The sequence below is a fragment of the Paramicrobacterium salitolerans genome (assembly GCF_051513965.1).
Taxonomy (GTDB): domain Bacteria; phylum Actinomycetota; class Actinomycetes; order Actinomycetales; family Microbacteriaceae; genus Paramicrobacterium.
This window is the reverse complement of sequence record NZ_CP195847.1, coordinates 2,215,777-2,229,640: the sequence shown is the minus strand read 5'-3', so window position 1 is coordinate 2,229,640 and position 13,864 is coordinate 2,215,777. Positions and strand designations below refer to the sequence as shown.

22 protein-coding genes and 1 tRNA gene are annotated in these 13,864 nt (G+C 61.3%); 1 reads left to right on the top strand and 22 read right to left on the bottom strand.

The genetic code is table 11. The features are described 5' to 3' along the window. Nucleotides 1-49: 49 nt before the first annotated feature. The 8 genes from ACSAGD_RS10700 to ACSAGD_RS10665 all read right to left on the bottom strand — a co-directional run bounded on the left by ACSAGD_RS10700 (nt 50) and on the right by ACSAGD_RS10665 (nt 7,365). Nucleotides 50-280: an endonuclease VII domain-containing protein gene (locus tag ACSAGD_RS10700; RefSeq protein ID WP_437582725.1), complete on the bottom strand. Its 231-nt coding sequence runs from the start codon at nt 278-280 to the stop codon at nt 50-52. Between the two features lie 284 nt (nt 281-564). Then, nucleotides 565-1,575: a major capsid protein gene (locus ACSAGD_RS10695; RefSeq protein ID WP_437582724.1), complete on the bottom strand. Its 1,011-nt coding sequence runs from the start codon at nt 1,573-1,575 to the stop codon at nt 565-567. Between the two features lie 18 nt (nt 1,576-1,593). Next, entirely contained in the window at nt 1,594-2,262 is a 669-nt protein-coding gene (locus ACSAGD_RS10690) for a hypothetical protein (RefSeq protein WP_437582723.1), read from the bottom strand. A gap of 106 nt (nt 2,263-2,368) precedes the next feature. Continuing rightward, nucleotides 2,369-2,446 (bottom strand) — tRNA-Trp (locus tag ACSAGD_RS10685). Nucleotide 2,447: 1 nt separating this feature from the next. Then, nucleotides 2,448-3,632: a phage minor capsid protein gene (locus ACSAGD_RS10680; RefSeq protein ID WP_437582722.1), complete on the bottom strand. Its 1,185-nt coding sequence runs from the start codon at nt 3,630-3,632 to the stop codon at nt 2,448-2,450. 362 nt (nt 3,633-3,994) lie between these two features. After that, complete coding sequence (locus ACSAGD_RS10675; protein WP_437582721.1) at nt 3,995-5,542, bottom strand: hypothetical protein; 1,548 nt, start codon at nt 5,540-5,542, stop codon at nt 3,995-3,997. Between the two features lie 7 nt (nt 5,543-5,549). Beyond that, nucleotides 5,550-6,860, bottom strand: a complete 1,311-nt coding sequence (locus tag ACSAGD_RS10670; protein WP_437582720.1) for a PBSX family phage terminase large subunit — start codon at nt 6,858-6,860, stop codon at nt 5,550-5,552. Then, nucleotides 6,847-7,365 carry a helix-turn-helix domain-containing protein gene (locus ACSAGD_RS10665; RefSeq protein WP_437582719.1) on the bottom strand — a complete coding sequence of 173 codons (519 nt, stop codon included), beginning with the start codon at nt 7,363-7,365 and terminating at the stop codon, nt 6,847-6,849. The genes ACSAGD_RS10670 and ACSAGD_RS10665 overlap by 14 nt, the downstream gene beginning before the upstream one ends. A gap of 175 nt (nt 7,366-7,540) precedes the next feature. Here ACSAGD_RS10665 and ACSAGD_RS10660 point away from each other — a divergent pair, with 175 nt between their 5' ends. Further along, entirely contained in the window at nt 7,541-7,801 is a 261-nt protein-coding gene (locus ACSAGD_RS10660) for a hypothetical protein (protein ID WP_437582718.1), read from the top strand. A gap of 114 nt (nt 7,802-7,915) precedes the next feature. Here ACSAGD_RS10660 and ACSAGD_RS10655 read toward each other — a convergent pair whose 3' ends face one another. From ACSAGD_RS10655 to ACSAGD_RS10590, 14 genes are all read right to left on the bottom strand, one after another. Beyond that, nucleotides 7,916-8,119 (bottom strand): helix-turn-helix domain-containing protein, encoded by a 204-nt coding sequence (locus ACSAGD_RS10655; protein WP_437582717.1) that lies wholly within the window; start codon nt 8,117-8,119, stop codon nt 7,916-7,918. Then, nucleotides 8,116-8,760 (bottom strand): hypothetical protein, encoded by a 645-nt coding sequence (locus ACSAGD_RS10650; RefSeq protein WP_437582715.1) that lies wholly within the window; start codon nt 8,758-8,760, stop codon nt 8,116-8,118. The genes ACSAGD_RS10655 and ACSAGD_RS10650 overlap by 4 nt, the downstream gene beginning before the upstream one ends. Continuing rightward, the gene (locus tag ACSAGD_RS10645; protein ID WP_437582714.1) at nt 8,757-8,972 is read right to left on the bottom strand and encodes a hypothetical protein; all 216 of its coding nucleotides are present in this window, start codon (nt 8,970-8,972) and stop codon (nt 8,757-8,759) included. The genes ACSAGD_RS10650 and ACSAGD_RS10645 overlap by 4 nt, the downstream gene beginning before the upstream one ends. A 109-nt stretch (nt 8,973-9,081) precedes the next feature. Next, entirely contained in the window at nt 9,082-9,351 is a 270-nt protein-coding gene (locus ACSAGD_RS10640) for a hypothetical protein (RefSeq protein WP_437582713.1), read from the bottom strand. A gap of 253 nt (nt 9,352-9,604) precedes the next feature. Beyond that, complete coding sequence (locus ACSAGD_RS10635; protein WP_437582712.1) at nt 9,605-9,871, bottom strand: hypothetical protein; 267 nt, start codon at nt 9,869-9,871, stop codon at nt 9,605-9,607. Beyond that, nucleotides 9,864-10,331: a hypothetical protein gene (locus ACSAGD_RS10630; protein WP_437582711.1), complete on the bottom strand. Its 468-nt coding sequence runs from the start codon at nt 10,329-10,331 to the stop codon at nt 9,864-9,866. Before ACSAGD_RS10630 ends, ACSAGD_RS10635 begins: the two co-directional genes overlap by 8 nt. Further along, on the bottom strand, nt 10,331-10,600 hold the full coding sequence (locus ACSAGD_RS10625) for a hypothetical protein (protein WP_437582709.1): 270 nt from the start codon (nt 10,598-10,600) through the stop codon (nt 10,331-10,333). Before ACSAGD_RS10625 ends, ACSAGD_RS10630 begins: the two co-directional genes overlap by 1 nt. Beyond that, nucleotides 10,597-10,995: an ead/Ea22-like family protein gene (locus tag ACSAGD_RS10620; protein WP_437582708.1), complete on the bottom strand. Its 399-nt coding sequence runs from the start codon at nt 10,993-10,995 to the stop codon at nt 10,597-10,599. The genes ACSAGD_RS10625 and ACSAGD_RS10620 overlap by 4 nt, the downstream gene beginning before the upstream one ends. Then, nucleotides 10,992-11,267, bottom strand: a complete 276-nt coding sequence (locus ACSAGD_RS10615) for a hypothetical protein (protein ID WP_437582707.1) — start codon at nt 11,265-11,267, stop codon at nt 10,992-10,994. The genes ACSAGD_RS10620 and ACSAGD_RS10615 overlap by 4 nt, the downstream gene beginning before the upstream one ends. Then, on the bottom strand, nt 11,264-11,791 hold the full coding sequence (locus ACSAGD_RS10610; RefSeq protein WP_437582706.1) for a hypothetical protein: 528 nt from the start codon (nt 11,789-11,791) through the stop codon (nt 11,264-11,266). The genes ACSAGD_RS10615 and ACSAGD_RS10610 overlap by 4 nt, the downstream gene beginning before the upstream one ends. A 175-nt stretch (nt 11,792-11,966) precedes the next feature. Then, nucleotides 11,967-12,401 carry a single-stranded DNA-binding protein gene (locus ACSAGD_RS10605; protein WP_437582705.1) on the bottom strand — a complete coding sequence of 145 codons (435 nt, stop codon included), beginning with the start codon at nt 12,399-12,401 and terminating at the stop codon, nt 11,967-11,969. Further along, entirely contained in the window at nt 12,398-12,718 is a 321-nt protein-coding gene (locus ACSAGD_RS10600; protein WP_437582704.1) for a hypothetical protein, read from the bottom strand. Before ACSAGD_RS10600 ends, ACSAGD_RS10605 begins: the two co-directional genes overlap by 4 nt. Further along, nucleotides 12,715-13,095 carry a hypothetical protein gene (locus ACSAGD_RS10595; RefSeq protein ID WP_437582703.1) on the bottom strand — a complete coding sequence of 127 codons (381 nt, stop codon included), beginning with the start codon at nt 13,093-13,095 and terminating at the stop codon, nt 12,715-12,717. The genes ACSAGD_RS10600 and ACSAGD_RS10595 overlap by 4 nt, the downstream gene beginning before the upstream one ends. Further along, a complete protein-coding gene (locus ACSAGD_RS10590) occupies nt 13,092-13,850 on the bottom strand; it encodes a hypothetical protein (protein WP_437582702.1) in 759 nt (252 codons plus the stop codon). The genes ACSAGD_RS10595 and ACSAGD_RS10590 overlap by 4 nt, the downstream gene beginning before the upstream one ends. Nucleotides 13,851-13,864 lie beyond the last annotated feature (14 nt).

Genomic DNA, 13,864 nt, shown 5'->3' with positions numbered 1-13,864 from the left:
TCGGGAATGCAAAAGGCCCCCGACTGTGCGGAGGCCTTCGAAGTGATGGTTACGTGTGCTGATTGAGAAACTCGATCGCACGCGCCAGGAGTGTCCGGTCATCGTCAGCGACCCCGAGTAGCCGGTTGCATCGGTCGCACAGCAATGCGCGCACCTTCCCGGTTCGGTGGCAGTGGTCGATTACCAGGGGGACTGACCGATCGCAGATCGGGCACTTCCCGTCCTGTGCCGACAGCATCGCCGCATGATGCTCTTCGGTGATGCCGTACTTGCGGATCATGCGGGCACCGCGCTGCCCGATCTCCCAGCACGTCTTGCAGTGCGAGGTACGCCCGTCGCGATTGCGCTTCTCCGCGTAGAACTCCGCGAGCGGTTTGTTCTCCCCGCATCGAGTGCACTTCTTCGCTTCACGCGCCGGATCGCTAGGGGTTCGGAGTAGTTCCGGGCCTCCTGGCGACCCGGTGGTGCGCCACCGCTGGTAGTGGGTGGCGCACCACCCTCGCGCGAGGTGAGGTCGAGCGCATCCTTCGATAGAGCATGTTCGCGACATGCCTCTATTCTACGTTACGCGACCTTAATGTTTCGCAGGACGGCTGCCGCGCGGGTTGCCTTCAGGGCAACCGACACGGGGCCAAGCTCGACCTCACCCTTCTTCACGGCACCAGCAGTGGAGAAGTCAGGGAGCCACGTCTGAGCGATCTGCCCACCCACCGTGGACACGCCGTGGAACCCGTCGAGACCGACACGGTACGCGTACAGGTCAGTCAGGCTCGTCACATCCGCACCAGCGTCACCGAGCGGGCGAGTCTCGATCGGGATGATCGGATCATTCGAGCCAGGCTTCGCGCCAGCGTCAGCGAACACGATGCCGCCGTACGTCTCACGCTCGATCGGGCGACCGTTCTGCCCAACGAGACCCTCAACAGGGTCCTTCGTGTACATGCCGGCGCGACGAGCGGCCGCACGTACGCGAGCGATCGCGCGCTTGTTGCCTACGATGACAGTAGGAACACCGTCGAGCAGGGCAAGGAACTCGTCGATCAGGTCGAGCGCCTTGTGCTCTGCACGAGTGTCGGTGTCGAAGTCCTCCCAGTGGGTGACCTCGGTAGCGTTCATCTCGGTGTCGGAACCCGTAAGTGCCTTGTCGAGACCATCGAACCCGTTCGCGTCCGTCGCAGTGTCACCGTTGATGACAAGGTCAGCGAACTTCGCGTTCGTCGCCTTGATCTTCTGCGCCATGTTCAGCGACACACCACCAGAAGCGGCAGGGCCGAGCTTCGCGACGACACGGTCGATCTCGAACGACCCACCAAGCACGGCCAGTTCGGTCGTGTAGTGCTGCGTGGTGACGCTCTGGGCCGTGTACTCCTTGTTGATCTCACGAGTCGCAGCCGTTGCCTGAGTGATCAGACGGCGGTAACCGTACGTGAGAGTGGCACCGCCACCGGCAGGGTTGACGGCGTCATCGAAGATCAGCGAGTCCGGGATAACACCGGTCTTGCGGAACTCATCGATGACCGACACGTCAAGGTCAGTCTGGGCGTTGTTCTTGCCCTCAGCGAGAGAAATAGGCATGTTGCCTCCTTGGTTTTGTTATCCCCCGAGCGCCTTCTTGACGGCGTCATCGAGAGACAGTGGTTTGCTAGACGGTTGACCGCCCTGGTGTCCGCCGCCACTCGATGGCGGGAGCACAGGGCCTGTCTTGTATGCGGCGTTCTTCTCGATCGCTGCAGTGATTGCGGCCTTCACGGCCTCTGTGTCGCTCGGGTCAACCGATGCGAGGTCTTTCTGGAAGCTTGCAGAGTCGAGCAGCAGGTCAGCGTTCGCGTTAAGAGCGGCAGCGTTACGAACAACGGCGAGCTCGCGCGCGTACCGGTCGCGCTCCTCTGTTGCAGTGGCGAGACTCTGCGTGGCGGTCTGATGTTCGGCCTGCAGCTTCTCAAGTGCGATGCGGCGTTCTTTCGACTCGGTGCGGAGTTCGCGAATGTACTCGTCACGGTCACCGTGCACCTGCACGGGTGCCTGTGGTTCCTGCGGCGGTGTTGCCTGGGGTGCAGGCTGTGCGGGCGGGGCCTGCGGGGTTGCGGGGGGAGTCTGTGACTGACCGTCGCCACTCTGTCCGCCATCGTTGCCGCCGTCACCCGCTGGGGGAGTGCCGCCTTCGCCTTCGACGTAACGAATGCCCATCATCTGGTGCTTCGTCATGCCGACGATCGCGAGACCGTCACGATCGCGTGCCGCGTGATACTGCTGCTTGAACATATGAGCCTCCAGCTCGTTGTGTTTCGGCTTCTTGCCGACCTCCGGCCCTGCGCCGGGGGAGTATGTGACCGTGCCGCCGCCATGCAGGGCTGACGACGGCACGGAGTGGCAAAGGCGGCGGGAGTCGAACCCGCAACCTCCGGTTTTGGAGACCGGCGCTCTACCAGTTGAGCTACGCCAATTCGTTAGCGCCCGTCAGCGAAGTGCAGTTGTTCCCGGTACGAGCGGCGCGCACGGCCCGTCTTCTTCGTGAACTCGCGCATATCCTTCTGCGCCTCAAGCACCTCACGGCGAGCCTTACGCCGTTGAATGTCATCAGAAGCGACCGCCTGCCGACGTTTCGCCGCCCGAATCTCACGCTCCAGCTCGCGTTGCTTCGCCCGCTCTTTCTCCGCTTCCGGGTTGTACTGGAAATCCTGCTGAGGAACCGACAAGCCGGGCAGATAAGCCGTGACCTTGTCCCTGCAGTTCGGGTGATTCCAGCCCGCGTTACGCGCATCCTGCAAAGTGCCCTCAACATTGACCGTCACAGCACCCTGCTGTGTCGCGTGAGGCATAATCACCGGCCCCGTCACACCGTTCGTGGAAAGGATCTTCCCGATCCATGCGGCACAGTTCGCGCACGCATCGAACGAACCCTGAATCGTCACCAAGTTCAGGCCCGCCTGCTGCATACGATGAACACCAGCGTCCTGCCACGCACGAGATGTGGCTGTACGTCCCGCCATCTCCGAATACGCACCGATCGTCCACCTGCGGTCTGCACGGTCAACGAACCCTGTGATGCCCTGTTCAAGGAACGACTGCACGGCCCGCCGCTGGTTGATCACCGCTGTTTCCGCGCCCAACATGCGGAACGGTGCAGTGTCCGCGATCGTCTGCTGATACACATCATGCGGGTAACGCAGAATCCGCTGATTCAACACTTCAAGTCGGGACTGCAACGAAATGCCCGTCGCACCCACAGCATGCGCGGCAGACACCGGAACAGTGCCCCTCACCGCCTCATACCGTGTCCCAGCGAGCACCGATGCTGCAGCTGCTTCGCCCTCCGACGATGCGACCTGCACAAGCCACTCCGCCAGCTTCTGATCCTGAATGTCTTTCACGATCTGGTCGGCTGTGTCGCGGAGCTCACGCAGAGCCTGTGCACGTTCCACCTCAAGGCGTTGCATCGCCCTGTGATGTTCAACCTCAGACAGGTTCCCCAGGTCCTGCTCGAGCGCGAGAATCTTGTACGCCCGTTTCGCCGCCGCCTCCAACATGCGAGTCTCAGCGTCCGTGTACACGCCCGCAAGGTACGCGCCGAGATCCTCCACCAGTTCCGCTGCAGGTACCGGGTAGTCAGGATCTGGAACGTAGACGGCCACAATGACCTCCTAGTCGCGGGGGCGCATATCCTGGCAGTCTTCCTCGCACGCGAACATCGCTGTCGGTGTGGGATGGTCAGACCCGCACCACTCGCACGTGTACCGGACAACCGGGATGTGCTGCAGTGCGGTCCGAACATCCTCAAGATGATGAACCTTCATCGTTTCGAAGATCGGGGTCAAGAACGGGTCATACATCAGGTGCTCCTCACAGCCGCGGCAGAATACCGTCTGCACACAGGGCAATGCGCCCTGGTACACCCGCGGTCACAGTGACGGCACCACCAGATGCTGCGCCCGTCCTCAGCGCGTGTCTTCGCGGTCTCGCATTGACACACACGAGTGAACGTGACCGGCATGACTCATTCCCCAGTGAACGTTGCAGGGTCAGGGACAGGGAACTCTCGTTCGGCGCGGATCTTCCGCACCTCCTCAAGCACCTGCTCATCCTCCCAATCCGGTCGAGTCTGACGCACCAGTGTTTCCGTTGATGCCGCACCAGCAGCATTCAACAGTTGTGCTGTGCGTGCCGACTTCTCCGGGTCAATCTGGGACACGTCAGGGAACACCACGTTTGGGCGACGATCTAACGCTTTGCCGCCCTTGCCGGGGAACAGAAGCCCGTCGAGCTCTAACGCAACCATTGATTGTTCAGCGATCGCGGTCTTGTCGTACAGGGTCTTCTTGTCTCGTGTGCGTTCGGATGCTTTGTCGCGGTCCTCAACCTCACGGGCCGTCTGGATGGAGTCGCCGTAGTCACCCCATGCGGACTGTGAGTACCCGGCGGAGCGGAGGATCTCACGGTAGATCGCTTGCGCCGTGTCCTCGTGTTCCTGCACACGAATCTCGAACTGCACCTTGTCGAACGTGGGCTTGTCAGGGTCACCGGCCATGTTCAGCCCGGCGTACACTTCCTGCGACTCGTCAAAGTACCCACCCACACCAGCAGGGCCAGTGTGCAGGGCACTCTCGGGAACAAGGATCTTTGCGCCAGCCAGTTTCAGGTCACGCATCCACGACGACCACGTTTCATCCAACGCGTCGAACAACGGTTGAATGCCGGCGAAATCAGAACGGCCCGTCCACGCCAGGTCGCCCTTTTTGCGCCACGCCCTGGTAGGCATGTTCAGGTTGTACGACGCGGTGAGCTTGTTCAGGCCGGTGAGGATCAGAGAATCAGCATTCACCAGGCGTGCGAGATGTTCCGTCTCCGGGCGTTCCTGCAGAGGAACCCGTGTGCCAAGGTTGTCGGCCTTGCCCTTGTACAGGGCGTGCTCGATCGCACCCACACTGTGCCGTTCCAGGTGCCGGTAGTACACGTTCTTGTCGCGGTACTCCGTCCACATGGTGCACGCCAGCAGGCGGCCTTTGCGGAACTCGGGAATGATCACGTCAGCTGCGGACGCTTCCAACCACACATGGTCAGATACTTCCGTGTCCCACGTGGAAACGAGAGCGACAGCACCCAACGCGGCTTTGAGCTCACCCATCGTGTTGTACATGGCGTGTGCCGCGTCAGAGTTCGCGATCAGGTCAAGGCGGGACTGTGCTTGCGCGCCCACCTTCTGGCCCTCGTCAGTGAGGATCTGCACCTCAGGCGGTTCGGAGAAGATCAGGTCAGACGACAAGGTTGCAAGGTCCGCGGGTGCGGGAATGTGCAGGCGTGTGCGTGCCTGACCTGCCGGGACAGGGCGACCCCAGAAGAACCGTGACACTGCACCAACAACACCGCCAGTGCGTGCCTGGCCCTTGTGCATGTGCGTTGCGCGTTCACGTTCGGCGCTACGGTAAATCTCCGCCAACCGGTCCGTGTCGCCCAAATACCAGGCTTCGTTCTCCGCGTACGTCGTGTATGCGAAATCCCACGGTGCGGGGGGCCAGGAGCTGTTGTCGGCAGGAAGTGCCATCATGTACCTCCTATGCCGCGAGTGGTTGCACGTACGGCTTCCAGTAGTTCTTCGTCGAATGTGTGATGTAACGGCCACCGTCGAGGTAGTGGTCGTCTTCTTTGATCACTTCGTCTTCGCCCTTGTCGGTGGCTTTCTCCGACCACCTGTATTCGGTGACTTCGGACTGCCAGCCTTCGCACCGGTCGGTGACGATCAGCTTGTCCGTGTCGAGCAGGTTCGCGACCGTTGAAATGCCTTTCAGCACCGAGTTATCGGCAGGCCACGGCGAAAGCCCGGTACCCCGCAGGTCCGTGTGTAACTGTTGCTTGAACGATGCGGCTGCAGGGTCCAGCATGATGAACCGTGGTGTGAGCGTGGACGGGTACGGTGTGTGCTCTTGGGGGAGCCACGCACGAAACCTCTTAGATAGTTCCTGGTCGGTGAGACGTATCCCGGTCTCTTTCGAGTCGTAACCCCACTCGTCCATCAGCACGAGACGTGACGCCGGCGACCCGTCCGGTGCGTACTCGTCCGTGACACCGAGCATGAGCGCCGTCGTGGCGTTCGTCGTGCCGTAGTCCATGCCGACACCCATGATGTCCTGCAGGGGCGGCATCTGGTCGAACGGGATGACGTGACGCTTCGGGTCCCACATCGGGTACACGGCACCTGCCGCGTTCGTCCACTCGCCCTTGATCATGCGGTCGTAGAACACACCCGAGAACGACGCTTCCATGTCCGCAATGTATTCGGCGGACAGGTTCGGGTTGTCCTGCATGGTGAAGTGGAAGCTGACGAGGTTCTTTTCCGCGCCGGGAACGATCCACTTCTTCCTGATCCAATGGTTACGGGATGCAGGGTTCATGGTGGCGAGCAGCCGAGCACCGTCCACGCGGAGGCGGGACACGAGCATGTTCCAGAACTCTTCCGGCATCAACGCTGCTTCATCCACGTACGCGAGAGCAACAGTGGCACCCTGGATACGTCCGACAGCTTTCGCGTCCTTCGCGCCGACGAGGAGAACCTCACGGCCAAGGATGCGTGCCGAGGTCGCACCGGGCGTGTACTCGATCTGTGACGAGATCACGGACCCGAAAATGCTTGTGTTCTGGAACAGGACGAACACGTTCTGGTAGATCGTCTGCAACGAACCACCGGCAATGATGATGATGCCCGTCTTCGGGGCACGCACCACGGCCAGCAAGAACGCGAACAGGGACGCAACGGTTTTACCGGCAGACACGGACCCGTACCAGAGCGCCAGCTTCCGGTCCATCGCATCCACAATGCTGAGGATCTGCGCACGCGACACGAGCCGTTCAATGTCAGTCAGATTCATTCTCGGCCTCCGTGCGGTACTTGTCCGCAGCGGCCTTGAATCCCTCCGCGATCTGATCCAGCACACCGTGCGCCTGCTCAAGCCCGCCGTTATCTTTCTCAACAATGCGGGAGATCTTGTCGAACGCGATACCAGCGGTCACGACAATGGACCGTTTCACCTCAACAGGGGCCGACTCGAGAACGTGTTCCTCGTACGAGTTGTCTTTCCCGCCGAAGTTGTACACCAAGTATTTGTCATCGATGCGGTCGAGCATGTTCGTCGCGGCGGTACCCATCTTCTCCGCCAGCTCAATACGCATCGCGGCGAGATCGATCTGGCGTGCTTTCACGGCCTGTTCCGTTTCGGAACGGTCGAAGCTTAGACCGGCATCCGCAATGATCTTTGTCACTGTGGCGGCACCGATGTTGAGGTGCCGTGCGATCGCGTTTCGCGACAGGCCTTGTTTGGCGAGCTCGACGGCTTGAGCGCGTGTTTCTTCATCGACTGGTCGACCGCGTGCCATATCCATCACCTCTGTTCGGGATCTCTTATCCCTTACGGAGTGAGGCGTTGGCCTCAGGGAGTTGGTGGGGAGGTTCGTTTGAGTTCGGCGTGGCACTGTCTGATTCTGTGCGTGTTGACCTCATGTGGAAGTAGGGCACGGTGCAGGACTGTGCCTGTGAGAGAAGGTAGTGATTATGGCTCGTGGTGTTAGCCAGTCGCCCGCGCAGAAGCGTGCGATGGAGAAGATTATGCAGGATGCGGCTCGGAAGCTTCAGCCGCAGGCGAATGCAACGGTGCAGGATGTCATCCGTGGTGTGGATGATTCGATGCGTGGCCAACCTGTTGCGGATGTGCAGAAGGAGCTTGAACGGCGTCTAGTGAGATTGGGCATGCGGCCGTCGCCGGGGTTGGCCGAGTATGCGCAAGCGATCAGTGATGGCGATTTGAAGCGGTGAACGACGAAGCCCCGGTTCTCATTTGAGGCCGGGGCTTCGCTATGGGCGGAGTAATCCACCATCTATGTTCTATCCTGCATCAATTGCGGTATTTGCGTATTTTGTGAGCGCGAATCAGAAACGGCGTGTCGGTTTCCCTCTTGGCCGCCCGCGCCTGATTGTCGGCTCTATGCGAATGACAGCTTTCGATAAGACGACCATGCGATTCTCGGAGTCGTACCGGACCGCGAGCCTGTCATCCTCGATCCACTCGTAGATCGTGCGTGGGCTTCTGCCAGTTAGTACGGCAGCTTCCGCAACGGTGACCCACTCTTTCATCGGTGCCTCTCCTCGATCTCCGCAACCTTCTCGAACGCACCCTGCTCCAACTCCGCATCGCAGTCGTCGTACTGGCACGTCACCGTCACCCGATCCCCGAAATACCCGGGAGGATTCCACTGCAACTGCAGACGTCCGCACTCTGGGCACCGGGTCCGACGCACCGGATGCGGGTGCTCCTTCTCCGGATGCGACCGCATCGCCGCCAACGCCGCCAACGTGAACCGCACCGCCAGACGACCGCCTTCACCAGTGGAGATCCACACGGGCACGTTCTCCGGGATGTGCCGGTACCACGACCACACCTCATCGACTGCCAACTGTGTTGGGCTGATCGGGATCGGCGGGCCTGCTTTTGACCTCACGCCGGCGTTGTCGCGTTGTACGGCACGCTCGACCCCTCGCATTGCTCGGAGCCAGTGCGGAATTTTCCCGAGCGCATCTTCGAGTTTCTCGAAGCAGGGACGGCACAGCACACCATGACGTGCACGGCGGGGGAGACAACCTGTGCACTCTTTGCCCGTGTATATGTACTTGCCGTCTGTGAGGCGGGTTTCCCAGCCGTCGCAGTTCTCGTGATGTTGGTCTTTCACTGTACAGGGTCGAACATTATCCATGTCGTTCGTGATGCAGACAATCACTGCTCCTCCTCGACCTGTTTCTCGAGTTCCGCGACACGTTCCGTCCAGGTTTGGTGTCCTTGGCGGAGCCCGTCGATCCGGTTGGTGAGGTCACGGCCGCGAGCGGTGCGTCGGGCTTCTCGGTTCATGCCTTCGAACTCTTGGATTTGTGTGTTGAATTGCGCGAGCAGCATGCGCGCTGTCGCCAACTGTGCTTTTGTGTCCCGGCTCATGCTGTGTCTCCTCTCGTGAATATCCAGTACGCGACCTTTGGGGCGTACATGTGAAAAAAGACGAGGGCCAGGCTTGTCAGCCCGACCCCCACAAAGAATGCGCGCACTCTCATGACGCCTCCCGTGCCGCTTCGAGGGCGACTTTCCATGCCTGCCGTCCCATGCTGAGGTCACGCTCGGTCAGCGGCTCGTCGGCACCTATCACGTACTCGTGGAATGCGGTCTGCGCGGCGTCAGCTTCCGCATCCGTGACAGGACGAGAAGCCCCGGCAATGTAGCCGTTGGTGAACTCGGCGCGGAGCTGTACGACAGTCGCATACCCGTCAGCACCCGGCCACCGCTTCTCGGCCTCAGCACGTGCCTCCTGCTCGATACTCACTTCGTGCCATCCTCGCGTGTGAGCGGGTCAGCGTCCGAGAAATACACGACTTCCAGAACCGCTCCCGCCGCCTGCCCAACTACGGCGCGGTCGGGCCACTGCTCAATGGTTTTCATGAACCGGCGAAGCTCTCCAAGTGTTGTCTCGCCCGAAGTGGTCAGTGTTCCTCCGAGCGAAGCTGTGCGTCGCGTGCTCGATGACACTCCGATGTTTTTGTTCCAGCGCCCAAGCGGCCACCACTTCCGACTCGCCCTCACTTCGCGCCCTCCCTGATTTCAGCGGCGCGAGCGCGGAGCCACGACTCCTGCTGGCCCCCTGAGCGTCCGTTGATGCCGTCAGCCAGCTTCTCGATCAGCGCCGCGTCGTGCTCTGCGAGCCATTCGCGTCGAATCTGACCGGGAGCCATGAGAGCGTGCTCGGCCCGAGTGAACTGCGGCTCGTCCGTGAAGTCTTCGAGGATTTCCTTGAGCAGGTCAACGAGAGCCCACCCTTCATCCGTCGTGGGCGTGTACTCACTCATTGCTCTCGCCTTTCTCGATGCGGTCGGCGCGGTCACGAAGCCACCGACTGATTACGTCGCTATCCCCCGCCAGCTGATCGCGCTCGTCAGCCGCTTCCCTCAGCGCTTCGGCCTTCACGCGGTCAAGCGCGACAGAGGGGGACCCTTGAAGCACACGGCGAGTCTCAGCCAATAGTCGGTCAAAGTGCCGCGCTTCCTGGACACCGAGGGGAACTGAGCCAGAACGTGCCACGTCCAGTGCCTCCCGAACGACGGCGGCCAGCTCGTCCCGCTCAGCGGTCACCTGTTCGAGGGCCGCGATCACGTCATCGCGTACGCTCAGCGCTCGGGCCCGGTCAGACTTAGCCGCCTCGTGCTCCGCATCCGTGACACAAAACTCGTTTTCCACCTGCAACGAGTCCTCCAACGCGTCCTCAACCACGCCACGCAACCGGGCAATCAGTTCCTCATTCGCACTCATTACTTGTCTCCTTCGGTCAGGGCGGCGTTCAGGTCTCGGATCATCGTGGACAGCCGCACGGACTCGTCTATGTCGTCACGCTGTTGCTCCATACGGTCACGCAGACGCACCACCCTCTCGATGCGCGCCTCAGCCTCACGGAGCCGCTTGAGCAGTGTCAGAACGTCGCCGTTCGTCAGCACGTAGCCTGCGTCTGGTTTTCCTGCGATCATGTCCTCAAAATCTTTGATCGCCTCGTCCAGGTCGATGCTCTCGTCATTCGTGCTCATTGTTCGTCTCCTTCGGTCAGGGCTTTCACGGTCTCGCACGGCCACTCCACGACTTTCCCGAAAAAGTGCCCGTTAGGTAGCTGAAGTGAGCACTCACCGCAGATCGTGTCGCTCGGCTCTATATCAATCGGACGGTGCATCTCCCGCACCACCGCAATCCGCCGTTCAGCGGACTCGGCGCGCTCAATCAAAGCCAGCACCGTTTGCGGGTCAGTCGCGGCGATGAACTCGGCGTCCAGCACCCACCCATCGGTGTTCATAGCCAGTGCGTGATCATGACTGTCGAGCACAGCCCATGAATCACCGTCAGCGGTCTGCTTGGCGCACCAAGACCACGGCCCCGGCGTTGCCGCCTTCGCGAGCCGTTCAAGCTCGGCCAAATCCAGATCAGTCACAATCCCAGCCCTTCTCGAATCTGCTGGGTGGCGAGCGGCAGTGAGTCGGTCTCGTCGCCGTCATCCCAACGGTTAATGTCCTTGTACGGCCCGCCCTCCATCTGCCTGACAGCAATCAAATTTGCGACCCTCTGTTGCTCCACCATCGCGAGCGCGGCATGCACCTGTGCCGACTTCACTGCAAGATCAGCCAACGCGAACTCGCCCTCACCTGAATAGTCCCTCGCGTCCTCAAGGCGAACGTCAGCCTCTGCCGCATGGTCGATGCTCATTCGTCACCACTCCCCTCGGGCACGAGGCGCACCAGTTCGCCAGCGTCGTGCCACTGTTGAGCTGTCCTCTCGGCATCAGTCCTGGGGTCGCCGTAGTGGTGCCAACCCTCGTAGTCGCGCGTTAGAACAGCCGTGTTATGCGGGAACTCGCGCGCATAGGTGGCGTTGACGTAAAGCCCCTTAGCCTCCGGCAGTGGCTTGTGCTGAGGGTGAGTGGCGAAGTACTCACGTGCGATCTCGATCAGGTCACCCGACCACCTGTAATCCGTGGTCTCGTCGGCGTTGAACGAGAACGATCGTTTGCCGTCCTCGTTCTGGAAGTAGACAAACTCGCCGTCCCTGACAGCCGTCCATGACGGGTCAGCCTTAGACCGCCACCGGCCAAGCTCGTGGTCGCGCTCTTCGAGGAAGAAGCGACGGACGTGAGCGATATGGCTGTCAAGGAGCACCAGTTCTCCGAGACTGCTCCAAAGGTCGCCGTCCCCGTCGATGTGCCAGCCGTTGCTGGCCTTGAACCCAGTCATGCTGCCCTCCTGTGACAGTCGCAGGCAGGCTGACCGCACCCGCCCGGTATTGCTTTCGTGCCACGCATGCACTTCGCGCAGCAGGGACGAGAAAGGGCCACGCGTTCGCGTGACCCCAACGTTGTGTTTACGTACCGTTCCAGCTCCTGCCAGTCACGGTTTTCTTTCCGCGGACTCAAAACGGAGCCTCATCGTTGTACGTCGCCCAGTCGCCCGTAGACGGCTCAGAAACAGCCGGGGCGGGTGCGGATACCTGAGCGGGTCCGTTTGCCTGCTGAGCGCGCGGCACAACCCCAAGCGTGGCGAACTTCAGCCTCACCGTCGCACCCGTGGTGCCGTCCTGCTTCGTGAACACGTTCACCTCCGGTTGCCCCGTGATCGTCACCAGAGTGCCCTTCGACACCACCTGCGCGACCGCGTGCGCATCCTGCTCCCAGAACGCCGCCTCAAACCATGTCGTCGGCCCCGCATCCTCGAACTCGCCCGTCTCACGGTTCTTCCGACGCGGAGTATGCGCGACAGCTACCGTCAGCACATCCTTACCCGCCTGCGTCTGTGACCTACGAGGTTCCGCCGCGAAACCCTCAACCGTCGTTGTTGCCTTACTCATGCGATCCTCTTTCCTGCCGCTTCCACGGCGATCTGTAACTGCTTACTTGCCGGTACCGTCCCCCGGCGCGGCTTGTAATTCGGTGCGGGCTTGTACTCCACGCACTCATTGATCAGGTCACGGAACTGCAACGGGGTTATCTCGCCCCGCATCGTCCGCCAGAACCCAACCCGGCGCGCCTCATGCTCGGCACGCATCAACCTGTCATCCAAAGACCCCGTCCGTTCAGAACTCGACGGGTGCCCGAACCGTTCACCCTCGATCAGGGCAGGGTCACGTGTGGCAAGGAACCGGGCGAAATCATCATCAGAGCTCATGACTCCAGCTCCCGCACCTGCTCCATGTCACGCCGGCGAGCCTCAGCCAACCTGCGCGCCACATCCTCCGGCAACCGCTCCCGCGCCGGATACGACCGATCGATCAGGCCGCGTGCTTTCGCGGACCGCACATCCGCCTCAATCGCACGCTTCGACATGCGCCCCTGAGCTTCCACACGATCGAGCACATGCCCGACCGTCAAATACTCGTGCCGTGTCAGAGGATCCGTGAAGTGAGCGATCACCGCTTTCTCGCAGTCCTCGTACGAATGCTTGCCCAACGCGGTGTGCCATGCGGTGGCGTTGAGTTCTGACACTTCGCGACGGTCGAACCCGGACGCGACCAGCAACAGCTTCCCTGCCTCTTGCAGGTTCATGTTCCGATTCCTTTCTGCCCGAGGGACGCAACGAATTGCATGTTCGCCTGATCCCGTGACGGGCGCTGCCCACGCTTTGGGCTGTCGTTGTGTTTGCGGCGCATCCAGTTGCGCCAGGTCGCGTCCCAGTCGAGCTTCACGCCCTTCTGCCCCGGCTGGGCGATCCAGTAGTCGATGAATACGACATGCTCGGCTTGGTAGTTGAGGCCGGGGCAGTCGTGTTCGATCTTCGTGACTGTTTCGGGTGTTGGCTTCCAGTCAGGGTCGATGCGTGTTCCCCGTTTCCCCCGTTGGGGGGTTAGGGGGGTTACTACTTCGTTAGAAGTAGTGGACGGGACGGGACGGGACGGGACTCCTTGACTCACGCCGTGAGTCTCACCGTGTGTCACGCGTGACTCACTGTCGGACTCATTGCTTGACTCACGCCGTTTCTGCTCCGCTTTCACGCGTGACCGACGTTGACGTTCACGCCAATCGTCACGCCGTTTCCGCACCGCATCCCGAGTCTCCTGATAGTCGCCCCAGTCGTGGAACACCCACCCTTCCGGATGCTCCAACCACAACCCCGCAGCGACCAGCTCTCCCGCCGCATCCTCCGTCCCCACCAGACGGAGAACTGTCCGCGCAATCACCCCGTCCGTGAGGTGCTGACACGAATACGCACCAGCACGCACCCACAACGTCACCGCCGCATCGGACAGCGTCGCCGTTTTCGGATGCGACCAGAACCCGTCATCCACCTTGAACCAGGTCATTACGCCCTCCTCTC